This window comes from Brevibacterium sp. AGC70 (genome assembly GCF_057334195.1).
This window is the reverse complement of sequence record NZ_JBHFIH010000016.1, coordinates 1-20,409: the sequence shown is the minus strand read 5'-3', so window position 1 is coordinate 20,409 and position 20,409 is coordinate 1. Positions and strand designations below refer to the sequence as shown.

The following is a 20,409-nucleotide window of genomic DNA, read 5'->3' as shown; positions in this document are numbered from 1 at the left end:
TCAGCAGCTTTTCCACTTTGGGTTAAAGTAATTACTTTCAATCTATTGCAATGTCTTTTCAATGTGACTAAGTTCATACTATGACAATGGCGAAGCACAGTGAGATTCGCGAATGGATTGAGTCTGAGATTCGCAGAGGAACCTACGAGGTCGGAGCAAAGTTGCCGACCGAGCAGGAACTGATGGAACAGTTCGCGGTAAGCCGCAATCCGGTTCAGAAGGCGATGAATGCCCTCGTCGAAACAGGAATGGTCGCACGGAAACGCGGAGCGGGCACAGTTGTCGCGTCCGCTGGCCTGCGCAGTAATCTGCTCCGGCTCATGGATCCCACGCTGACAGGGCCGGAAGTTGCTGGCGAGCATCGCGTCCTCGGACTTACGGTCGCTTCCGCGGAGAGTTTCGGACTCAGTCGGACTTCCTTTGCCCCGGGCACTCCAACAGCTCATCTCACCCGGTTGAAGGTCAGTGGCGAAGGGAAGCCACTTGCGTTGGAACGCTGTGCCATCGATCTTCTACTGACGCCAAATGTGCTGTCCCAGGACCTCGCGTCGCTGACGACCATCGCATATTACAACTCGGTGAAGCTCGGCATTCGGCGAGCGAAAACGTCAATCAGCGCCGTGCATCTGGATGAGCAGGACGCCGAGCATATGGAGATTTCCACCTCCACCCCGGTCATCCGTCAGCACAGAACAGTCATTCTCAATACCGAGGCCATCGTCGAAGTTGCCGAATTCCTTATCCATCCGCACAACATGACTTTGGAGGTCAGCCAAATTGACAATAGTTAACAAAGACAGAGTAGCCGTCGTCGGTGCCGGAATCATCGGCACGATGACGGCCTGGCAGCTGGCGAAGCGTGGCTTCGATGTGACTGTCTTCGATCAGTGGAACTCTCCGAACGATCGAGGAGCCTCGGCAGGAGAATCTCGAATCTTCCGCACGATCTACAAAGAGGGACCCGAGTATGTTCCGATCCTCAAAAAGTCCTACGACATGTGGCAGGAGCTGCAGGAAAACCAGTCTACTTCCGTCTTGCAAATGTGCGGCGGACTGATGATCGGACAACCCGATCTCCACGATGTCGAGGCCGTCATCTCCTGCGCCGAGGCTGCCGACCTCGACCATCGGGTCCTCGACTCCGCCGATATGGCTCGGGAGTTTCCACAGTTCCGTCTCGACGATGATGAAGTCGGCGTCTTCGATCCGGTCTCGGGCGTCTTCAGACCTGAGGCAGCCGTCCTCGCCGCGCGGAAGGAGGCAGAACGTCTCGGTGCCGATTTTCAGGCCTACACCCGAATTCTCAACATCCGCCCTCTCAGCCAGCACGTCATGATCGACACGTACAAGGGAGCACAGGCGTTCGACAAGGTCGTCGTCTCGACTGGGCCCTGGGTAAACGAACTGACAGACTTCGGTCCCGATATCGTCGCCCCGCGTCGGCTTGTGGCCATGTGGTTTCCGGCGAGAGACATCCCGCTTCATACGCCCGACAACATGCCCATCTCGATTCGTCGGCACGCAGAAGGAGGATTTTCGTGCTTCCCAGTGCTCGATGGACTGGGGGTCAAGATTCTGCCCCACCACCTGGCTTGGGCGACTCTCGAACAGGTCGAGGATCTGCCGCGCTTCATCGAAGCCGATCTCGTCCGCTCCACCGAGCACGCTGTGGCTCGACTCATGCCAGGTCTCGACCCGGTCCCGTTCCGGGTGTCCACTTGGACTGAAGGTTTCACCAAGGACGAGGCTCCCATCGTCGGCCCTTCAGCGCAGGATCCGCGCATCGTCCTGGCCGTCGGCATGTCCGGCCAGGGGTTCAAGTTCTCGCCGATGATGGGTTCCATCGTGTCCGACATGGTCGAGAACGGAACCTCAATCGATGCCATCGGACTCATGGATGCACAACGCTTTGAAGGAGACGGGTCATGAATTGGGGTACCACGGCGCTCATTTCCCTGACGGCAGTCATCGTGATCGGAATCGGCGCGTACATCTCGTTCTATGTCGGCAAGAAGAACAAATCAAACGATTCGTGGGTCGTCGGCGGCAGGAACCTTCCGCTCTATGTTGTCGCCTTCACACAGTATGCAACCGCTGTGGGCGGAGGCGTGCTTGTTGCTCACGTCGGGATTGCCTATTCCTGGGGCTTATCCGTGTTCTGGTACGAACTGTTCGTCGTCGTCGGTCTGCTCATCATCTCACTGTTCGCAGGTTGGTTGAGACGTCGCAAGTTCTCCACTATCCCTGAGGTCTTCACACGCCTTTACGGCGAGCACCGTCTGATGCTGAGCCTTGTCGCCCTTGCAGTGATCGTCGTACCTTTCGGTTGGCTGGCCACCCAGTTCATCGCTTTTGCCAACCTCTTCAACTCTGTCACCGGAGTCGGAATCACCCCTCTTATCATCATCATGGCTGTCGTGAGCATCGCGTTCGTGCTCCCTGGCGGGCTGACCTCAGTGGCGTGGTCGGACTTCTTCTTCGGTGTCTTCATGGTCATCGCGTCCATCGTCGTCGGCATTTACGCTGTCAACAGCGCGGGAGGCCCCACCACCATCGTGGCAAATCTGCCAGAGGACCTCACCGTATTACCAGCGGGGCTCACTGCGGCAGGAGGACTGACAATTCTGCTCTGGCTGTTCTCGATCCTGCCGGGAACGCTCACCAATCAGTTGTACTATCAACGCATCTTCGCAGCCAGCAGCGCGAAGCAGGCGCGCCAGGGCATCTACCTCAGCAGCGCATTGATTTTCCTCTCCGGCATCTACGCACTCATTATCGGTCTCTCAGTTCGCAGTATGACCGATCAGTTCGGGGTCGATGGGCGCGAACAAGCGGCAGGATGGTTCCTCGCTCAACTCCCCGTATGGCTCATCGCAATCTACGGCGCTTTCCTCATGGCCACCATCGTCTCAACTACCGGTTCCGCCCTGCATTCCGTCGTCGTCAACCTAGTTAGCGACCTCAGACCGGCATTCGTGCAGAAGAAGGACACCGCCGCCGATCTAGTCAAGGTCTCACGTTGGTGCACGGTCGCAGTCTCAGCACTGGCTGCTCTGCTCTCCATCATCTTTCCCACGGCACTCAATTGGCTGGTGGCAACGTACGCCTATTCAGCGTCAATGCTGGCGGTTCCGTTCCTCTTCGGAATGGTCCTCGCAAACAGATGGGTGATCCATGTGTCGGTCGGATATATATCGATGGTCGCCGGCCTCGGCGCTTGCGCGATTTCCCATATTGTCGGAACAACTATCCCCTACGCGGTGTTCGGTATCGTCGGCAGTCTCATCGCCTATTTCGTCATGCTTGCAGTCAAACGGCCTCAGGCACGAGCCACCATTGAAGAAGGAGCACGAGCATGAAAACTCTCGTCATCGGCGCCGGAGTTCTGGGCCTCGCCACCGCGTGGAATCTGAAGAACGACGGTCATGAAGTGACTATCGTCGACAAGGTCGGCAAGTACGCGGGAGCCAGCCGTCGTTCCTTCGCCTGGATCAATGCGAACCACAAACTCCCGGAGGCCTACCATCGCCTTAATGCAGCTGGCGTAGAAGCCCACGAGAAGCTGCAGACGGAGCTCTCGGAGCATGGCACATGGTTCCACCAGTCCGGATGCATACTTTCTGATTCCAGCTCGAATGCGCCGGAGAACTATGCCGCCCGAGTCCAGGAGTCCCAAGAATTCGGCTACCCAGTGGAGTCCGTCGATCGTTCCCGCCTCCGTGATCTGGAACCGGAGATTCGTTGGCCAGCCGATACTGCTCTCTTCTTCCCGAAGGACGGACACCTGGACAACTTCACATTCGGCGACCTGATGCACGATCTGCTCGCCAAAGCCGGTGTCGATGTGCTCGTGCGTGAGGTGAAGAACGTCGCAACTAGCTCTTCGGACGCCGAGGTCGCATTTGCCGATGGAGGGATCGAAACGTTCGATCAAGTTGTGATCGCCGCGGGAGCCGAATCCAGTCCTATTGCTCAGCGTTCGGGACTGACGCTGCCGGTAGCATCGTTGGATTCTCCGGGCCCACGAACCCACAGTCTCCTCGGCATCACTTCCCCCACTGAGGTGAAACTCAGTCGCGTCATCATCTCAGACCGCATCAACGTCCGCCCTCGAAGTGACGGAAGCATGTTCGTCCAGGTCCCTCCGGTCGAGCACCGGACAGAAGACGGCGAGAGCCCTGAGCTACTGGAAGAGATCCGTCAGGTGATGGAGGAGTCACTGCAGGAGCTCTTCGAAACTGCAATCCCCGTTGCGAAAGTGATCTTCAGCGGTCGCAGCTTCCCGGAGGACGGATTGAGTATCGTCGGATACCTGGACGATGCGCATCGAATCTATTCGCTGGTCACACACAGCGGCATGACCCTGGCTCCGTTGTTGGGTCGTCTGGTTGCCAATGAGCTCGCGGGCCACACCGAAGAGCTCCTCCAGGAGTTTCGCCCCTCGCGATTCGTCGACGGCGTGAATTCCTCGGTCCCAACCGACTTCATCGGAAGACAATAGGTACTCACGAGACACTTCTCCACGCTCTAGCCCGACCCGGGAAGCAGCTCCCGCAGGTCTTCGCCCGCCGCGATCCTCGCCAACAGCGCCGGCTCTCCACGATCGGACGCCAACGCCGCCTGAAGGATTTCGTCTCCTGGCCCTGCAGGCGGAAGAACCAGCACACCCTGACGATCGCCGAGCACCAGATCGCCCGGACTGACCGTGACGCCGTCGATGTCGACCTCACAATCGAGGACATCATCGCCGAGGCTGCCGGTGCGTTTCGTCGTCCGTGCGATCAACCCTGTGGCGAAGACCGGAAGCTTGTCCTGCACGATCCGCAGCGCCTCGGAGTCGGTGACGGGGCCGTCGACGACGATGCCTGCGGCTCCCTTCGCGATCGCTGCAGCCGCAGTGACCGCCCCGACCGGGGCGTGGATACCACTTGCGACCCGGATGACGAGGACGTCACCTGAGTTCAGTCCGTGCAGTGCCCGGTTGACGGCGAGAGCATCGGGGTCGCGCAGATCCAGAGTTCGAGCCCTGCCGACCATCTGCGGCGCCGCGTTGATCGGGACCATACGCGAAGTGCAGAAACCGTCCTCGAGGAAGTGGCCGAGCGTCGGCAGTTCGACCTCCCGGAGTGCCTCGATCAATTCAGGTGGGATCGCATCGCTCACGCAGCCCCACCCTTGGCTTCGGACGAGTCTCCCAGGACCGCGACGCATTCGACTTCGAGGGAGATGTCCCAGATCGAGACGCACACGGTGGTCCGCGCTGGCTTCGCCTCACTGAAGAATTCGGCGTAGACGCGGTTGAATGGCTCCCGCTGTTCAGGTGCGGTCAGGTAGGCGTTGACCTTGACGACCCGCTCAATCCCGCTGCCCGCCTCGTCGAGAACCGATCGTAGGTTGCTCAGACACGTTCTCACCTGGTCTTCGAACGCTTCTGGGGTGACACCGTCGGCACCGAAGGGCACCTGTCCGGTGGTGAAGACGAACCCATTGGCGACCACGGCCTGTGAGTACGGACCGATGCTCGGGGCCAGCCCCGGCGCGGTCTCGACGTGACGGATCATCGGTTCTCCACCCCCACCTCGGCGGACGTGCCGCTGTCGACTCTTGCCTCGGCGGTATCTGCCTGGTCGATGCTCTGCAGACGATTTTCGGTGAGCAGGAACAGGGCGATGAGGGACAGGACTGCGGAGCCGGCGATGTACCAGGCCATCGAGTCGGACTTGCCGGTGACGTCGAGCAGCCACACGGTGATCGCGGGGGTGATGGCCGAGCCCAGCAGGCCCGAGAGCATGTAGGACACGGACAGCCCGGAGTAGCGGATCTTCGCGCCGAAGAGCTCGGCGAGGAAGGTCGCGATCGGGCCGTAGTTCGCGCAGAATGCGATCATCATCAGCCCGTAGGCGAGGAAGACTGCGGCGGCGTTCCCGGTGTTGATGAGCCAGAAGAACGGGAAGGCGAGGATCACTTCGCCGGCGATTCCTGCGGCGATGATCGGGCGCCGTCCGACCTTGTCGGACAGACGGCCGAAGACCGGGATGAAGATGAGTCCGACGATGCAGGCGACGAGGACGACCCAGAGCATGAAGTTGCTCGACAGCCCCTTCTCCTGGGTGCCGTAGTTGACGCCCGAGGCGACCATGAGCGTGAAGGTCGACCCGGTCGACAGGGTGGCGATGCCGCCCAAGATGACGGGCTTCCAATAGTGGCGCATGAGGTGGGCGAAGGGCAGTTTGGCCTTCGCTCCCTGTTCGCGGACCTGCTGGAAGCTCGGGGTCTCTTCGATGTTGAGGCGGATGTAGATGCCGACGGCGACAAGAAGCACGGAGGCGATGAACGGAACCCTCCAGCCCCAGGAGATGAGCGCTTCCTCGGACACGAGACCGGTGACGATGAGGAAGGCGAGGTTGGCCAGCAGCGTACCCACGGGGACTCCCACCTGGACCATCGACCCGTACCAGCCTCGACGATCCTCGGGTGCGTGTTCGACGGTCATGAGAACCGCTCCACCCCATTCGCCGCCGAGCGCGAGCCCTTGGATGATGCGCAGGGTGAGCAGGATGAACGGTGCGGCGATGCCGATCGTGTTGAAGTCGGGGACCAAGCCGATGGCCAGGGTCGCACCACCCATGACGAGGAGGGAGACGAGCAGCATCGACTTGCGTCCGAGGCGATCGCCGAAGTGTCCGAACAGGACCGCTCCCACCGTGCGCGCCAGGTAGGCGGCGGCGAAGGTGAGGAACGCGAGGATCGTACCCAAAGCCGGTGAGAGCTCGGGGAAGAACACCTGGTTGAACACCAGCGCCGAGGCGGTGCCGAAGAGGAACAGGTCGTACCATTCCACGGTGGTGCCGATGACGCTGGCGGTCGCGATCTTGCGCATCTTCGCGCGATCGAGGCGAGCGCTGGCAGCTGTGCCGGTGCCCGAGTCGTCGACGGATCCGTCGTCGGTGCGAGTTGGCGAACTCATGGTGGTGCCTCCCGGAGTGCAGATGAACAGGGTTGGAAGTGACTGTCATCACTCTTCCCTGTGCGCACTTCGGCGACAATGAAATTTCACACCGAGGTGGGACTCAGAATTGTGTATTTGCACATTTCTGCGTCATCGAGCCATCCCGCAGTGGCCCGAGAAGTTCGCACCTAGACACTCACCCCGCCGAGGCGAGCGCTGCGTTCCAGCTTCCGTAGAACTTCCGCACCGCCGCGGCCGAGGGCACTTCGCCCTTGTGCTCGGCAGCGTATTCGCCGTAGGCCTTATAGGTGGCACCGAGATCACGGTCGTCACAGTCAGCGACGAACGTGGCAATTGCCTGATCGTAGGCAGCCTCATCAAAGCGCAGCTGACCCTTTGCGCGACCGACCGAGCTCCTCGCCAGCCCTGCAGCCTTCAGCGCCTCGTTCCAAGACCCGAAGCGCTGGACGGCGGTCTGACTCGTCGGCGGCCACACGCTCGCGCCCTTGCTCGAGGCCACGCCAAGCTGGCCGAGAACGGCAGTGCGCTGCCTCTCGTATTTCGCTGCGGTCAGCGGCACCGGGCTGGCAGAGCTGCGCACGCTGGCAATGGATCCGGCCACCTCGGCGAGGGCCTTCTTCACACCGGCCTCGTCAGACATCTGATTGCGGAGGGCCACCTCAACCTCGGCGAGGATCTCGCGGTCCTTGGGACCGAGCGCGGTCGGAGACGCCGAGCGCAGGTCTCCACCCGTGGCGGCGATGAAGAGCAGCGCCCCGAGCACGGCAGGCGAGGAGATATGAGTCTTGTCAGCAGCGAAATCAGTCATCCCTGCCATCTTACGCGGCAGATGTAGGAGAAGGATCGGTCGTTCCAAGCTGGTCACACCACGTGCCGAACCAGATACACCGATCGTCTCACCTCGACAAAGACCGACTTTAGAGTCAGTTGTATTCCCGGCCGATCGACCGGGAAAACTCTGAAGAAGGAGACTGCGATGAGGATGAAAAGAACGCTCGGGATCGGAGTGGCCTCGCTAGTCCTGGCCTCGGTGAGCGTGGTCGGCGCCAGTCCAGCGCAAGCGGGCACGAGCAAAACCACCTACGGCTACTACCCGACCCTCGAACGGTGCGAGCAGTGGGTGTCGGGCAGAGCCCTCGCCCAAAAGTTCCAGGGCAGGAAGGTGATCAAGAAGCAGTGCTACGTCGTCCGTCCGGATGAGAAATACATGGGCGTGGTCACCTCCATCGGCTGAGGACCACTGGCCGATCGGCCCCCTCCCACCGAAGATATTCAGCCGGTGAACAGGCCGAGTGCTCCGATGGCGATGAGCGTGGTCAGCGTCGTCCAGGCGACGATGGCGATTCCTTGCCAGAGCAGGATCCAGGAGGTCTTGACGCCTGCGCTGACCAAGATCGTCGAGGTGATCTGGGTGGGGATGGCCAGGGGGCCGAGCAGGCTCGCGCCCGGGACTCCGAAGCGGTTGAGGAAGCGTTTGAACTTGATGCGGCCCTTCGATTCGGGCTTCTTTTCGGCAGGTGGCTGGTCGAGGAACCTCGCTTCGCCCTCCGCCGTTGTGCTCGCATCGGCAGTTGCGCTTTCGTCGGCAATGGTTGTTCCGGGCCCTCCGACCCCAACGGGAATGCTCTCCCGAGTTCGGCTCCGGCGAGTGACCACGGCCCTGCGTGCCCGGGCACCGAGCAACACGATGACGGTGACGCAGACGAAGTTGCCGATGGCCCCGGCGAGGCCTGCCACGATCGGGTTGAGTCCGGCCCACACGCCGATGACGGCAGAGACCTCCCCCTCGACGAAGGGCACTGCGCCGGCGAGCGCGATGATGAGCGGTTGCAGGAGGTCAGGGACGTGGGAGGCGAGGTCTTGGAAGAAGGTGATGACGGTGTTCATGATGTCCTCTGGAAGTAGTCCGATTGATTACTACCAGTGGAAACTGTGTTCTCAGAACAGGGTCAAGCCCTGAGGGCTGAACTCAGGAAATCCTCAGCCGGATTCCTCGGCTATGCGGGCTTTGATGAAGGCGGTGAAACGCTCACGGTGCTCTTCCGCCACGTCCAAGGTCGGGTACACCTGGATGAAGGCTCGTTGCATGACGTCGATCTGGGCTTCGTTGTAGAGCTCAGTGATCGATCCGATGATGGCCGATTGCCCCATAGCGACGTCTCCGCGCATCCCGTGGTGCGGGGCGAGCAGCCAGGGGTTGGTCTCCAGATGCTCCTTCAAACTTGGCGCAATCGCTTCGGCCAGCCTCGCGCGAGTGGCTTCATCGGCATCCTCGGCGAGGTCATTGAGTTCTCGGTCATAGGGAGTCGTCGCGGTCATGATCGTCTTCATCTCAGCCATCGTCGCCTCATCGTAGAGACGCGAGTAGAGGGACATCAGGCTGCGATCGGGGCTGGACATCGTGGCCGCAATGTCGATGAATTCGGAGGCGGTGTCGATGGGGGCGCCGTGTTGCAGCAGCTTCGCGATCTGTTCACGGGCCTTCTCCAACTCGGCAATGTTCTCCCCGAGTTCGACATCGAGCCGTTTGAGCGCGAGCTGCTGCGCTTCGTGGTCGTCTTCAACGGAGCTGATGTCGGCCAGGGGGATTCCGAGTTCGCGCAGTCGTCGGATCTGCAGGAGCCTGAGCACATGTGAGGGTCCGTACTGTTTGTACCCGTTGCTCATCCGCTCGGGGTCCGCGAGCAGATCGAGCTTGTGATAGTGCCGAATCGTGTTGACCGTAGTCCCGGTCAGCTCCGCCAATTCACTGGTGCTCCACCCCACTAGCCGTTCCCCTCGCCGCCGCGTCGTCGGTGCCTCGTCATTGCCTGACTGTGTCCAGTGTATTGGCCTGTTCCTCGAGTCGGCATGTTTAGACTGAACCATGACTGAGTTCAATATCGGCGATACCGTCCAGGTCACCTCCGGAGCAATGGCACACAGTGTCGGCACCGTCGTCTATCTCTACGAGAAGACCGGGAAGTACCTCGTGCGGACTGGCGCCGGGGCACAGGACTACTACGCCCCGGACGAGATCGAACTGTTCAACCCCTGACGCACAAACCGTTCCCCGGTTCTCACCGCAGACGATTCAGCGCGTCTTCCGCACGCTCGTGTCGCTGGTCCACGTCCATCTGCCACCAATAGTCGCCCCGTTCTCCGAGTCCGTGCTTGGCGATGGAGACCCGATTTCGGGCAGCACTGACATCCTCGTCCGTACCTGTCTTCTGCGCGGTGCGGACAGAGTTCCGTGCTGTGCCGAGATGACTCTTCAGTTCTGTGACCATCTCCTCAGGCAGTTCCGGATCGGTTCTGCGCCATTTCCGGCCCTTGATGACCATCCACTTCTGCGCGTCGCTGTACTCGCGCTCCCCATCCTGGCCCATGATCAACAGTCTGTTCCTCTCGAACGACTGTGTCCACATCGAATGTCCACGTGATGTGTCCGTGGGCAATGAGAAGATGGCATGGTGCCTGACAATCCCACCGCGTCCTTCAACGCCGCCACCGCCGGCTGGCGCGACGCCTTCGCCTCCCTCGCCGAGGCGGCCCCGCAGGAGTACACGCCGGTGGCCCTGGGATTCGAGCTCGTCGAGGTGGTAGCCCGGACGTGGTTCGAACCGAAGCATTCTGTGGTTCTGGAGAAGCAAGCGGTCTCCCCCGGCACCGATCCCAGCCTGGCGATCCGCCCGCTGATCCTCAGCGAATCCGGCAACTGGGTGAAGAAATCCCTCACGTGGCGGACCATCGACCGGATGGCCAGGCAATTCAATGTCGATCCCCGTCACCAGGAATGGTTCACCCAGCTCGCGGGCTTGCGCACCCGGGACAAGACTGACTTCACGCTCGATGGGGCACCGTACAACCTCGGCGATTTTCACACCCCACTGCTGTGGGACATGTTCGCTCAGGCCACCGAGATCGGGATCGAACTCGTCGGCGTCAATCAGGGCATGCGCGTGCACATCGGACGCGAAGCGAATGCCATCATCGACGTCAACCGGGTGAAGAACCAGCTGCGGGTACAGCCGCGAGTGACGATCGATGAACGCGAATTCTCAGCAGGGCTGACCAAGCCCATCTGGACGCACGGGTTCTTCGGCGTCGACCTGCGCTCGGGCTTCACCGTGACCATGGCGCCCGCGTCGAAGCCGACGGCACAATCGGCACTGTCCGTGTTCGGTGCGGTCGGGCCGATCACGATTCCTGCTGACGAGTCCGAGGAGTTCTTCGAGGAGTACTACCCGCTCCTGCGCACCTCCGCCGAGGTCGTCAGCACCGACGAGACAGTGAAGTTCCCCCAGTTCAGCCAGCCGCGACTGGTCCTTTTCATGGCGTTCGGAGCGAAGGACATCCTGAGTCTGCAGTGGTACTGGGAGTACTCGGGACCCAGACGGACCCTGCCCGTGGTGCCACTGTCGAAGCTCGGCACCTCCGCAATCCGCAGCAAGTCAGCCGGTCGAAGCACTGCAACGACCCCCACGCTGAGCCCCCGCGACAACCGTGACCTCGAGCATGAGGTCTCCGTCCTCAGTCAGGTGGAATCGGTCCTCGCCGAGACTCAACCGCCCGGCCACCCCCGCGACATGGAACTCACGGACGCCGACACCGCGGACTTCGTCGTCAACGTCCTGCCTGGGCTTGAGGAGATCGAGCACGTCAAGGTCATCACGCGCGGGAAGAAGCAGCCCTACCGTGAGCTCGGCGGCGAACCAAACATCACGATCACCTCGGTCGAATCGGAGAAGAACGACTGGTTCGACCTGGGATTCCAGATCACCATCGACGGCAAACCCATCCCCTTCGTCAAGCTCTACAAGGCCCTGGCTGCGGGGACGAAGAAGATCAAGCTCGTCGACAATACGTTTCTGTCGCTGAACAAGCCCGCCTTCGACAAGCTCAAAGCGCTCCTGGCTGAAGCAGATCTCATCCCCGAGTGGGAACCGGAGTCCCCGAAGATCACTCGCCTGCACGTAGGGCTGTGGTCGGAGTTCGAGGAACTCGCCGATGAGACGCTTCCGGCCCAGTCGTGGCAGGAGTCCGCACAGGCCCTACTCGACCTCGACCACCTGCCTGCCACCCAGGTGCCACATCTGGGTGGGGTCACCATGCGCCCCTATCAGGTGCAGGGTTTCCGGTGGTTGGCACTGTTGTACAGGTGCCACCTCGGCGGGATTCTGGCCGACGATATGGGACTGGGCAAGACCCTGCAGACCCTGGCACTCATCGCTCATGCGCAGGCAGAGCTTCCGTTCCTCGTCGTCGCCCCCACCTCGGTCGTCGACAATTGGGCGAAGGAAGCCGCGAAGTTCACCCCTGACCTCGACGTTCGCGTCGTCTCCGAGTCGACTCAGAAGAGGAAGACCGCCCTCGCCGAGGTGGTCGCCGGTGCCGATGTCATCATCATGTCCTATGCGATGCTGCGCCTGGACGAAGGCCCCATCTCTGACCTCAAATGGGCTGGGTTCGTCCTCGATGAGGCGCAGTTCGTGAAGAACAGCTCCTCTCAGGTCCATCAGGCGGCGAAGTCGGTCAACGCCCCGTTCCGCCTGGCGCTGACGGGAACGCCGATGGAGAATTCTCTGCGCGATGTGTGGTCGCTGTTCGCCATCACAGCACCTGGACTGTTCCCCAGCGCCCACCGTTTCGAGAAGGAGTATGTGCGACCCATCGAAGTGGGTGAGGACCCGGGTCGATTGAAGCGACTGCAGAAGCGGATTAGACCGTTCATGCTGCGCCGGAACAAGGATCTCGTTGCTGCGGATCTGCCGGAGAAGCAGGAGCAGGTCATCAATGTCGAGCTCAATGCCGCTCATCGCAAGCTCTACGATCGGGTGCTGCAGAAGGAGCGGAAGAAGATCCTCGGCTTCATCGACAGCGAGTACGACAAGCAGCGCTTCATCGTCTTCCGCTCACTGACTCTTCTGCGCATGCTGGCCCTGGATCCGCGCATCGTCGACGGTGAACACGAAGGCGTACCGTCGAGCAAGCTTGCGGCCCTGATGGAACGACTCGAGGATGTCGTTGCCGAAGGCCACCGCTCGATCGTGTTCAGCCAGTTCACGTCGTTCCTGACCACGATCGCCGAAGACCTCGATCACCGAGGCATTCCCTACGTCGTCCTCGACGGATCCACGAGGAATCGGGGCAAGATCGTCGAAGAGTTTCGGACCGGTGCGGCACCGGTGTTCCTCATCAGTCTCAAGGCCGGCGGGTTCGGCCTCAATCTCACCGAGGCCGACTATGTCTTCCTCATGGACCCGTGGTGGAATCCCGCGACGGAGAATCAGGCGATCGACCGTGCCCACCGGATCGGGCAGACAAAGAACGTCATGGTCTACCGCTACGTTGCCGAGGGCACGATCGAGGAGAAGGTCCTCGCCCTGCAGAAGAAGAAGGCAGAACTCTTCGACTCCCTCATGACCGACGGCGGAGCCTTCGAAAGTCGCAGTCCAAACGGGCAGGCCTTCAGCCAGACGGTGACGGCCGAGGACATTCGGGGGTTGTTGGAGGGGTAGGACTGCGAAGACAGCCGCCTGACCAAGATGTGCAAGCCACTTCAACAACGTCAGTCACTCGCTTCAAATATCTACTTTAGGCACACTAAAGTAGATATTCAGCTGCACTTTTCACACTTACCTTTCGTAATGCTCACTGAGCTCGTTGTTCTGGGCGGAGCCAATCCACCCTCACCCCTGTCGCTGGTCGAACCCGCCGAGGCGGTCAACGAGTCGAGCGATGATCCTGGCCCTTGTCTCGTCGCTGCGTGCAGTGAGAATCGGCAGCATTGCTGAGTACCGCTCTGCCCGAGTGAACCGATCGAACGCGGCCTGGGCCGCTGGCACCCTGACGAGAGCATCGCGAAGATCATCGGGAACGGTCACCTGCGCCTGCCCAAGGTACGCATTGGCCCAACGTCCGTCGGCCTTGGCAGCAGCGACCTCGTCGACACCGCGCTCCCGCATTCGTCGGTCCTCGATCAGGCGTTGGACGATCTCAACATTGCGCTTCGACCAGTTCGAGCGGGAGCGGCGGGGAGTGAAGCGCTGGACGAATGACGTTTCGTCGAATTTTCGACGTTGCCCGTCGATCCAACCGCTGCACAGGGCTTCTTCGAGAGCCTCCTGGTAGCTCAGAGAGGTCGGCGTGGTGACGTTCTTCTTTGCCAGCAGCAGCCACACGCCGTCTGACGTGCGGTCATTGCGCGCCAGCCAGTCTCGCCACTCGGCGGTATCGGCGAGGATGAGCGGGTGGTGCTGGGAGTGCTCGGTCATGGCTCCATCCTGTCAGGTCCATCCAGGTCGGACATGTCGAGGACGAATCGGTACCGCACGTCGTTTGCTGCGAGTCGTTCAAGTGCCGTGTCGACCTGTGAAGACGGCAGCACCTCGACGTCGGGGACAACCCCGTTGTCGGCACAGAACTGCAGCATTTCAGCCGTCGAAGGTCGACCCCCACTACCTGCGGAACTGAGCTTCTTTCGACCGATGAGCAGGTCGGTGACCTCCACGGTGAGCGCGCCCAGGTAGCCGAGGACACTGACGGTCCCGTCCAGCCCGACCAGCTTGAGATAGGGTGCGATGTCGTGTGGTGCCGAAACGGTGTCGATGACAACGTCGAAGCTCTCCCGCGCCGCCGTCATCTGTGCAGAATCGGTGGAGACGATGAACCCATGCGCGCCGAGTCGGCGGGCGTCGTCGGCCTTGTCCGAGGTGCGGCTGATCACGGTCGCGGTGGCGCCGAGTGCGACTGCGAGCTTGACTGCGAGATGGCCGAGGCCTCCGAGCCCGACCACGGCAACACGTACACCCGGCCCGACATCCAACGCGCGCAGCGGCTCCCAGACGGTGATGCCCGCGCACATCAGCGGTGCCGCCGCGGCTGGATCCAGCCCCTCAGGAAGTCGGTAGGCGAATTCTTCGCGGACAACGTACTCCCGCGAGAACCCACCCAGGGTCGTCGATCCGTCGACACGATCCTTCCCTCCATAGGTCAGGGTGGGAAACTCGTGGCAGAAGTTCTCCTGTCCTGCCCGGCACATGGGGCACTGACCGCAGGAATCGACGATGTTGCCCACCGCGACACTGTCGCCGACGGCGAAGGCTGCCACCTCGAGCCCTACCTCGCTGACGACGCCGGTGAACTCGTGCCCTGGAACGAGGAGCGAGTGACCATCATGGTCACGCAGTGCCTGCAGGTCGCTGTGGCAGAGCCCGCAGTAGTCAACCCTCGCAGCGATGTCATCTGGGCGCAGTTCGCGCCGCTCCAGCAGGCCTGCACTCAATTCCGAGTAGCCAGTCGCCTGCCATCCAGTGGTCGTTCGCATCACAGATCTCCCTAAACAGACTATTCGGTCTATTTAGCGTACTGCCGCACTCCGGGCGAAGCAAAACCAACTGGTCTGTTTGATACTGTGATTGCATGCCCGAACAACCCCAGACCCCCCGCGGGGCGGCGACCTACCAGCGCATCCTCGACGCCGCCACCGAGGAGTTCGCCCAGCACGGCATCGCCGGGGCCCGCGTCGACCGGATCGTTTCGGCCGCACGGACGAACAAGGCTCAGCTCTACTCCTACTTCGGCGACAAGGGCCAGCTCTTCGACGCCATCTTCCTCAGCTCTCTCGACAGCATCACCAACACGGCGCCCATCGATGCTGAGGACCTCGCCGATTGGGCCGTGCGCCTCTACGACGAATACCTCCGTCGTCCCGACCTCATCCGACTGGCCACCTGGACGCGATTGGAGCGACGGCCCACGGGCCACCTCACCGAAGCCCACGATGACTACGATGATCACAAACTCTCGGCCATCGCCGCTTCTCAGAAGTCGGGGCAGGTCCGGGATGGCGACCCGTTCGACATCATGGCGATGGTCATCGCGATGTCGATGGCGTGGTCACCGGTGAGCAATGTCTACGCCGCCGACACCAGTGAACCTGCCGAGGTGCACTCCTCCCGCCGGAGGCTGCTGCGCGAGTGCGTCTCCCAAGCCATGCGAGCCCATTGACGCATGGTCAGACGTGGGCGGCAGTCCCCTTCGGAGCCTGCAGAGAAGGCACGCTGCCGTGGTGATCGGCAGCTTCATCAGCTCGGCTGCTCGGCACTGCAGGCCAGAACGGCACCGGCGGGGTCAGCAATGACGACATTCCGGTGGCTCTCCGTGTCGAAGGGCTCGAGCACGACCGTGCCGCCCAGCGACTCAACGAGCGCCGCGGTGGTGTCTGCGTCGCTGATGGCAACGTTGACGGCCCAGTGAGGTGGGGCGTCACCGGCGTCGGAAAGCAGACCGATGGTGTGCCCGTCGAGACTCCACCGTGAGAAGGGTGCACCCGACACCCCGTGGAGTTCCCAGCCGAAAAGCGCACCGTAGAAATCCTGCGACGTTCGAGCGTCGGGACTATGGAGCGAGGACATTGACCAGGTGTTGGTCTCGCCGACAATCTCGGCCCCCTCGACGCCCTGGCCATCATTGACGCAGAATGGGATGCCGCTTGGATCTGCGAGGATCGCGACTCGTCCACCCGTATTCTGTTCCAAATACGGCAGGAGACAGCTTCCACCCGCGGCTTCAGCCGCAGTGATCGAGGCATCAACGTCGTCGACGAGGACGTGGATCAACCACCCGGCTGGAACTGACCCCGGCGCCTGAGCGATACCGGCGACGCTCTGCCCATCCAACCGAGCCACGAGCACACGGTCCTTCTCACCTGGGTCCCCGACGGCCCAGCCGAAGAGCTGAGTGTAGAATTCGGCTGCCTCCGACACGTTCGGCTGGAGTGTCTCGATCCAGAACGGCGTGCCGAACGGGTAGCTGCTGTCGTTGGCCATCATTGCCCCTCAACCATCGCGGACTGCCGCAGGCTCTCAGCTCTGCTCATGATTCGACAATAGTTGTTCTTCCCCGGCCAGTCAGTCCCCAGGACCGTCAGAAGACTGGGCGGTATCGACGATCCACGGCACTCCGTAACGGTCGAGGCACATACCGAATCCTTCGGACCAGAACGTCGGACCAAGCGGCATTTGGATCTCGCCGCCGTCGGCCAGCGCAGCGAAGACCCTGTCAGCAGTCGCGAGATCGGCGGCCGTGTAGGACAGTGCGATACCCAACCTGGGGCCACCATCGCCCGTAGTGTCATCGGATCCCATCAGCAGCGTGTCATCGAAGGTCAAGGCGGCATGCATGACTGTGTCATCGGTCGAACCGGGCATCCGCTGGTCTTCGGGCACGTCCTTCATCGGCATGATCGTCAATTCGCCGCCGAAGATTTCCTGGTATCGCTTGAAGGCTTCAGCGCATTTTCCGTCGCTGTAGAAGATATAGGCATCGATAGACATCTTGCGTCACCTCTCGAATCATTCATCGATATGGAGAATCAGTGGTTCCAAGTGCAGCGTGCTCCTGCCAGGTTACGCGCGCTGTGTCACCACATGTGCAGTCAGGCGGGGCGCCGAGGTGCCTCTACTGGGAGCTGAAGTAGAAATCCGCGTGTGCCGCACAGCGCGGATTGAATGGTGCCGCGCAATCCGGGCACGCGCTCACTCCCATGTAGGCCTCGATCGTCAGCTCCGTCCAACAGTGTCCACAGAGAATGGCCTTCTGATTCCACTGCTCGCGGGGCCACTGCTGGGCCGAGTGTTCAGCACATTCGAAATGACACAGATGGCACGGAAAGTACCGGTCGCAGCAGGCAAAGCGAATGGCGATGATGTCGAGTTCGGTCGAATAGTGCACACACCGCGTGTGCTCATCGACGGTCTTACCGAAAACTCGGGGTGACGTCGTCACGGCTCACCTGCCTCCTGTTGCTCTGCTCCCTATATTTCCAGCCTAGTCGCCGGCGCTGTTCGGCGAAGTAAAATAGGGACCCCGAGCTGATGAGGATCAATGCCGTCACCTGAAGTTTTCGTCCGCCCCTTCGCCGAGGTGGCCCTGGCCAACATCACCCGCGAGTATCCGTTCGCCGCCCACCACGTGGCACGCGGATTGATCGACATCGTGCCGGCAAGCGAGAAGAACCCGGCCTTCGCAAACTCATTCGACTGGCACTCCAGCGTGCACATGCACTATCTGTTGGCGTCACTGCTGGGCACCGAGTCTGCCCGAAGTGCGGATTGGCGAGACGAAGCCATCGAGACACTCTCCACCCACCTCAGCGAGGATAATATGCGCGCCGAGGCGGATTTCCTCCGAGACAACCCGAGCTGGGAACGACCCTACGGTTGGGCATGGGCCATCGACCTCAACCGAGCTCTCAACGCCAGTGAGAACTCTGAACTGCGAACGCTGGGAAAGCATACGCAGATCCTCGCCGTTACCGTCTTCGAGCTGGTCCTCGAGTGGCTGCCGAAGGTCCCCGAGCCGGTACGCCACGGAGTCCACTCGAACACGGCGTTCGCTCTGCGCCGCATCCTCATCGGTGCCCGCACACAGGACCGAAGTGATGTCGTCGACGCCATCGCCGAGGCTGCCCGTCGCTTCCATGCCGAGGACCAGGCCTGGAACTTCCGACAAGAGCGCAGCGGCCACGACTTCCTCTCCCCCGGGCTCTGCGAGGCCGAGCTCATGGCCGAGGTGCTGACCGAGGACGAGCTCGCCGTCTGGTTGCCGGACTTCTTGTCGGAACTGACGCCGGAATCACCCGCGCTCACACCAGTCGAGGTCCTCGATCCCACGGACGGGCAGCAGAGTCACCTCTACGGACTCGGGCTGTCGGTCGCCGCGTCGCTGATGCGCCTGGCACCCAAGTTGCTATCATCCGCCGAACACTCGGGGAATCATGAAGTTGGCGACCACGCGAGGGGCCTCCTCACAACGGTCGACCACCTCATGGCCCCGGGACTCGAAGCGGCAGTCTCCGACGAGTACATGGCCTCTCACTGGGTCGCGACCTTTGCGTGGGAGTCACTCGTGCTGCGGAATCACTGAGCTGTCGACGGCCTTGCGCGACCTCTTGCGACTGGCGAAACGACCTCACTGCGCAGACTGCACCACTGGGATCTCGGAAGTCATCTCATCCCGGGGAACCGCCTCGGTGCTGTCGGCCGAGTTCTCCACACCGTGATCGGCAGGCAAGCCGGTCAGACGCTCGGGCTTGAGGATCTCCTCGAGTTGGGTTCGGTCGAGGAGCCCCTGCTTCACGACGAGGTCGGAGATCGGTTCATTCGTCGCCAGCGCCTGCTTCGCCAGTTGCGCGGCAGGGGCGTAACCGATGACCGGGGCGAGAGCGGTGATGACGGTGACGGAACGGGCCACAGTGTCCTCAAGGGCCGCCTCGTTGGCGGTGATGCCGTTGACACAGTTGACACGGAAAGTCTGGCAGGCACGTTCAAGCCAGGTGATCGACTGGAACAGGGAATGAGCGATGACCGGCTCGAACGCGTTGAGCTGGAGCTGGCCGGCCTCGACGGCCATGGACACAGTGACGTCGGCACCGGCGACCGAGTAGGCGACCTGGGAGACCGCCTCGGGAATGACGGGGTTGACCTTGCCGGGCATGATCGAAGAGCCCGCTTGACGGGCCGGAAGGTTGATCTCACCGAAACCGGCCTGTGGTCCCGAGGACAGCAGACGCAGGTCGTTGGCGATCTTCGACATCTTCAGAGCACTGCGCTTGAGCGCCCCGGAGAAGGTGATGAAGACCCCGGTATCCGAGGTGGATTCGACGAGGTCGCCGGCGGTGACGAGTTCGAGTCCGGTGATGGTGCGCAGGTGCTTGATCACCGCTTCCTTGTACCCGACGGGTGCGTTGATCGCCGTTCCGATCGCAGTGGCGCCCATGTTGACCTCCCCGAGGAGTGCGACAGCGTCTTCGAGCCGCTGCACGTCCTCGCGCAGGGTGGTGGCGAAGGCGTTGAATTCCTGGCCCAGGGTCATCGGCACCGCGTCTTGGAGCTGGGTGCGACCGACCTTGATGATGTGGGAGAACTCGCGGCCCTTCGCGGCAAAGGCATCGGCCAAAAGAGTGAGTTCGACGAGGAGGTTCTGCAGTGAGAAGGCCAGTGCGATCTTGATCGCCGTTGGGTAGGTGTCGTTCGTCGACTGGCTGTGGTTCGTGTGGTCGTTGGGGTTGATGAACGAGTAGTCGCCCTTGGCGTGACCACCGATCTCGAGCGCACGGTTCGTGATCACCTCATTGGCGTTCATGTTCGTCGAGGTGCCTGCCCCTCCCTGGATCACGCCGACGGTGAACTCGTCGTGGAGCCGCCCACCCTTGATCTCCTCGCAGGCGGCGTCGATGAGGTTGGCTCGCTGCTCATCAAGGGCACCGATTTCGAGGTTCGCCCGTGCCGCGGCCTGCTTGACGCAGGCGAAGGCGCGGATGAAGTCAGGGTAGACGGAGACCGGGCGGCGGGTGATCGGGAAGTTCTCCATCGCCCTAGCAGTGTGGACGCCCCAATAGGCGGTGTCGGGGATCTCGAGGCTGCCGATCGAATCGGTCTCGGTACGGGTAGGTG

At 61.7% G+C, this 20,409-nt stretch carries 22 protein-coding genes; 9 read left to right on the top strand and 13 right to left on the bottom strand.

Going from position 1 to position 20,409, the window contains the following annotated elements; translation table 11 throughout:
• Nucleotides 1–86: 86 nt before the first annotated feature.
• Genes ACE03M_RS14025 through ACE03M_RS14010 form a run of 4 tightly spaced genes read left to right on the top strand, consistent with a single transcriptional unit; the run spans nt 87 to nt 4,501 of the window.
• Entirely contained in the window at nt 87–791 is a 705-nt protein-coding gene (locus ACE03M_RS14025; protein WP_485934593.1) for a GntR family transcriptional regulator, read from the top strand.
• Complete coding sequence (solA, locus tag ACE03M_RS14020; protein ID WP_485934592.1) at nt 778–1,929, top strand: N-methyl-L-tryptophan oxidase; 1,152 nt, start codon at nt 778–780, stop codon at nt 1,927–1,929. The genes ACE03M_RS14025 and solA overlap by 14 nt, the downstream gene beginning before the upstream one ends.
• Nucleotides 1,926–3,359, top strand: a complete 1,434-nt coding sequence (locus ACE03M_RS14015; RefSeq protein ID WP_485934590.1) for a sodium:solute symporter family protein — start codon at nt 1,926–1,928, stop codon at nt 3,357–3,359. Before solA ends, ACE03M_RS14015 begins: the two co-directional genes overlap by 4 nt.
• A complete protein-coding gene (locus tag ACE03M_RS14010) occupies nt 3,356–4,501 on the top strand; it encodes an NAD(P)/FAD-dependent oxidoreductase (protein WP_485934589.1) in 1,146 nt (381 codons plus the stop codon). Before ACE03M_RS14015 ends, ACE03M_RS14010 begins: the two co-directional genes overlap by 4 nt.
• 26 nt (nt 4,502–4,527) lie before the next feature.
• Here ACE03M_RS14010 and ACE03M_RS14005 read toward each other — a convergent pair whose 3' ends face one another.
• The 4 genes from ACE03M_RS14005 to ACE03M_RS13990 all read right to left on the bottom strand — a co-directional run bounded on the left by ACE03M_RS14005 (nt 4,528) and on the right by ACE03M_RS13990 (nt 7,778).
• The gene (locus tag ACE03M_RS14005) at nt 4,528–5,163 is read right to left on the bottom strand and encodes an RraA family protein (protein WP_485934587.1); all 636 of its coding nucleotides are present in this window, start codon (nt 5,161–5,163) and stop codon (nt 4,528–4,530) included.
• A complete protein-coding gene (locus ACE03M_RS14000; protein WP_485934585.1) occupies nt 5,160–5,561 on the bottom strand; it encodes a RidA family protein in 402 nt (133 codons plus the stop codon). Before ACE03M_RS14000 ends, ACE03M_RS14005 begins: the two co-directional genes overlap by 4 nt.
• Nucleotides 5,558–6,967 (bottom strand): MFS transporter, encoded by a 1,410-nt coding sequence (locus tag ACE03M_RS13995; RefSeq protein ID WP_485934584.1) that lies wholly within the window; start codon nt 6,965–6,967, stop codon nt 5,558–5,560. Before ACE03M_RS13995 ends, ACE03M_RS14000 begins: the two co-directional genes overlap by 4 nt.
• 178 nt (nt 6,968–7,145) lie before the next feature.
• Nucleotides 7,146–7,778 carry a homing endonuclease associated repeat-containing protein gene (locus ACE03M_RS13990; protein WP_485934582.1) on the bottom strand — a complete coding sequence of 211 codons (633 nt, stop codon included), beginning with the start codon at nt 7,776–7,778 and terminating at the stop codon, nt 7,146–7,148.
• 168 nt (nt 7,779–7,946) lie between these two features.
• Here ACE03M_RS13990 and ACE03M_RS13985 point away from each other — a divergent pair, with 168 nt between their 5' ends.
• Nucleotides 7,947–8,204 carry a hypothetical protein gene (locus ACE03M_RS13985; RefSeq protein WP_485934580.1) on the top strand — a complete coding sequence of 86 codons (258 nt, stop codon included), beginning with the start codon at nt 7,947–7,949 and terminating at the stop codon, nt 8,202–8,204.
• A gap of 38 nt (nt 8,205–8,242) precedes the next feature.
• Here ACE03M_RS13985 and ACE03M_RS13980 read toward each other — a convergent pair whose 3' ends face one another.
• The gene (locus ACE03M_RS13980; protein WP_485934578.1) at nt 8,243–8,857 is read right to left on the bottom strand and encodes a small multidrug efflux protein; all 615 of its coding nucleotides are present in this window, start codon (nt 8,855–8,857) and stop codon (nt 8,243–8,245) included.
• A gap of 93 nt (nt 8,858–8,950) precedes the next feature.
• Nucleotides 8,951–9,715: a MerR family transcriptional regulator gene (locus ACE03M_RS13975; protein ID WP_485934576.1), complete on the bottom strand. Its 765-nt coding sequence runs from the start codon at nt 9,713–9,715 to the stop codon at nt 8,951–8,953.
• A gap of 121 nt (nt 9,716–9,836) precedes the next feature.
• On the opposite strand from ACE03M_RS13975, the gene ACE03M_RS13970 reads away from it, so the two are divergent.
• Nucleotides 9,837–10,007: a KOW domain-containing RNA-binding protein gene (locus ACE03M_RS13970; protein WP_164743291.1), complete on the top strand. Its 171-nt coding sequence runs from the start codon at nt 9,837–9,839 to the stop codon at nt 10,005–10,007.
• A 22-nt stretch (nt 10,008–10,029) separates the two neighbouring features.
• Here the strand turns inward: ACE03M_RS13970 and ACE03M_RS13965 are convergent, their stop codons facing one another.
• Nucleotides 10,030–10,338 (bottom strand): biopolymer transporter Tol, encoded by a 309-nt coding sequence (locus ACE03M_RS13965; protein ID WP_485934574.1) that lies wholly within the window; start codon nt 10,336–10,338, stop codon nt 10,030–10,032.
• Between the two features lie 81 nt (nt 10,339–10,419).
• Here ACE03M_RS13965 and ACE03M_RS13960 point away from each other — a divergent pair, with 81 nt between their 5' ends.
• Nucleotides 10,420–13,470, top strand: a complete 3,051-nt coding sequence (locus ACE03M_RS13960; RefSeq protein ID WP_485934573.1) for a DEAD/DEAH box helicase — start codon at nt 10,420–10,422, stop codon at nt 13,468–13,470.
• Between the two features lie 171 nt (nt 13,471–13,641).
• Here ACE03M_RS13960 and ACE03M_RS13955 read toward each other — a convergent pair whose 3' ends face one another.
• Both ACE03M_RS13955 and ACE03M_RS13950 read right to left on the bottom strand, forming a co-directional pair.
• Complete coding sequence (locus ACE03M_RS13955) at nt 13,642–14,226, bottom strand: YdeI/OmpD-associated family protein (protein ID WP_485934572.1); 585 nt, start codon at nt 14,224–14,226, stop codon at nt 13,642–13,644.
• Nucleotides 14,223–15,278 (bottom strand): NAD(P)-dependent alcohol dehydrogenase, encoded by a 1,056-nt coding sequence (locus ACE03M_RS13950; RefSeq protein WP_485934571.1) that lies wholly within the window; start codon nt 15,276–15,278, stop codon nt 14,223–14,225. Before ACE03M_RS13950 ends, ACE03M_RS13955 begins: the two co-directional genes overlap by 4 nt.
• A 95-nt stretch (nt 15,279–15,373) precedes the next feature.
• Here ACE03M_RS13950 and ACE03M_RS13945 point away from each other — a divergent pair, with 95 nt between their 5' ends.
• Complete coding sequence (locus ACE03M_RS13945; RefSeq protein WP_485934569.1) at nt 15,374–15,961, top strand: TetR/AcrR family transcriptional regulator; 588 nt, start codon at nt 15,374–15,376, stop codon at nt 15,959–15,961.
• Nucleotides 15,962–16,038: 77 nt separating this feature from the next.
• On the opposite strand, the gene ACE03M_RS13940 is transcribed toward ACE03M_RS13945, so the two are convergent.
• The 3 genes from ACE03M_RS13940 to ACE03M_RS13930 all read right to left on the bottom strand — a co-directional run bounded on the left by ACE03M_RS13940 (nt 16,039) and on the right by ACE03M_RS13930 (nt 17,686).
• Nucleotides 16,039–16,785: a VOC family protein gene (locus ACE03M_RS13940; protein ID WP_485934567.1), complete on the bottom strand. Its 747-nt coding sequence runs from the start codon at nt 16,783–16,785 to the stop codon at nt 16,039–16,041.
• Nucleotides 16,786–16,863: 78 nt separating this feature from the next.
• The gene (locus ACE03M_RS13935) at nt 16,864–17,289 is read right to left on the bottom strand and encodes a VOC family protein (protein ID WP_485934566.1); all 426 of its coding nucleotides are present in this window, start codon (nt 17,287–17,289) and stop codon (nt 16,864–16,866) included.
• Between the two features lie 124 nt (nt 17,290–17,413).
• Nucleotides 17,414–17,686: a CHY zinc finger protein gene (locus ACE03M_RS13930; RefSeq protein WP_485934676.1), complete on the bottom strand. Its 273-nt coding sequence runs from the start codon at nt 17,684–17,686 to the stop codon at nt 17,414–17,416.
• Between the two features lie 153 nt (nt 17,687–17,839).
• Between ACE03M_RS13930 and ACE03M_RS13925 the strand changes: the two genes are divergently transcribed.
• Entirely contained in the window at nt 17,840–18,880 is a 1,041-nt protein-coding gene (locus ACE03M_RS13925) for a DUF2891 family protein (protein WP_485934565.1), read from the top strand.
• A gap of 45 nt (nt 18,881–18,925) precedes the next feature.
• On the opposite strand, the gene ACE03M_RS13920 is transcribed toward ACE03M_RS13925, so the two are convergent.
• Nucleotides 18,926–20,409 (bottom strand): aspartate ammonia-lyase (locus tag ACE03M_RS13920; RefSeq protein ID WP_485934563.1); only part of this gene is annotated, 1,484 nt, incomplete at its 5' end.

Excerpts from the sequence above, each read along its gene's own strand:
- ACE03M_RS13945 (WP_485934569.1), top strand. The coding sequence starts at position 15,374 with ATGCCCGAACAACCCCAGACCCCCCGCGGGGCGGCGACCTACCAGCGC.
- ACE03M_RS13935 (WP_485934566.1), bottom strand. The coding sequence starts at position 17,289 with ATGTCTATCGATGCCTATATCTTCTACAGCGACGGAAAATGCGCTGAA.
- ACE03M_RS13950 (WP_485934571.1), bottom strand. The coding sequence starts at position 15,278 with ATGCGAACGACCACTGGATGGCAGGCGACTGGCTACTCGGAATTGAGT.
- ACE03M_RS14025 (WP_485934593.1), top strand. The coding sequence starts at position 87 with ATGGCGAAGCACAGTGAGATTCGCGAATGGATTGAGTCTGAGATTCGC.
- ACE03M_RS14000 (WP_485934585.1), bottom strand. The coding sequence starts at position 5,561 with ATGATCCGTCACGTCGAGACCGCGCCGGGGCTGGCCCCGAGCATCGGT.
- ACE03M_RS14010 (WP_485934589.1), top strand. The coding sequence starts at position 3,356 with ATGAAAACTCTCGTCATCGGCGCCGGAGTTCTGGGCCTCGCCACCGCG.
- ACE03M_RS13940 (WP_485934567.1), bottom strand. The coding sequence starts at position 16,785 with ATGATGGCCAACGACAGCAGCTACCCGTTCGGCACGCCGTTCTGGATC.
- ACE03M_RS13980 (WP_485934578.1), bottom strand. The coding sequence starts at position 8,857 with ATGAACACCGTCATCACCTTCTTCCAAGACCTCGCCTCCCACGTCCCT.
- ACE03M_RS13965 (WP_485934574.1), bottom strand. The coding sequence starts at position 10,338 with ATGGGCCAGGATGGGGAGCGCGAGTACAGCGACGCGCAGAAGTGGATG.
- ACE03M_RS13995 (WP_485934584.1), bottom strand. The coding sequence starts at position 6,967 with ATGAGTTCGCCAACTCGCACCGACGACGGATCCGTCGACGACTCGGGC.
- ACE03M_RS13925 (WP_485934565.1), top strand. The coding sequence starts at position 17,840 with ATGCCGTCACCTGAAGTTTTCGTCCGCCCCTTCGCCGAGGTGGCCCTG.
- ACE03M_RS13985 (WP_485934580.1), top strand. The coding sequence starts at position 7,947 with ATGAGGATGAAAAGAACGCTCGGGATCGGAGTGGCCTCGCTAGTCCTG.
- ACE03M_RS13990 (WP_485934582.1), bottom strand. The coding sequence starts at position 7,778 with ATGACTGATTTCGCTGCTGACAAGACTCATATCTCCTCGCCTGCCGTG.
- ACE03M_RS13970 (WP_164743291.1), top strand. The coding sequence starts at position 9,837 with ATGACTGAGTTCAATATCGGCGATACCGTCCAGGTCACCTCCGGAGCA.
- ACE03M_RS13960 (WP_485934573.1), top strand. The coding sequence starts at position 10,420 with ATGGTGCCTGACAATCCCACCGCGTCCTTCAACGCCGCCACCGCCGGC.
- ACE03M_RS13955 (WP_485934572.1), bottom strand. The coding sequence starts at position 14,226 with ATGACCGAGCACTCCCAGCACCACCCGCTCATCCTCGCCGATACCGCC.
- ACE03M_RS14015 (WP_485934590.1), top strand. The coding sequence starts at position 1,926 with ATGAATTGGGGTACCACGGCGCTCATTTCCCTGACGGCAGTCATCGTG.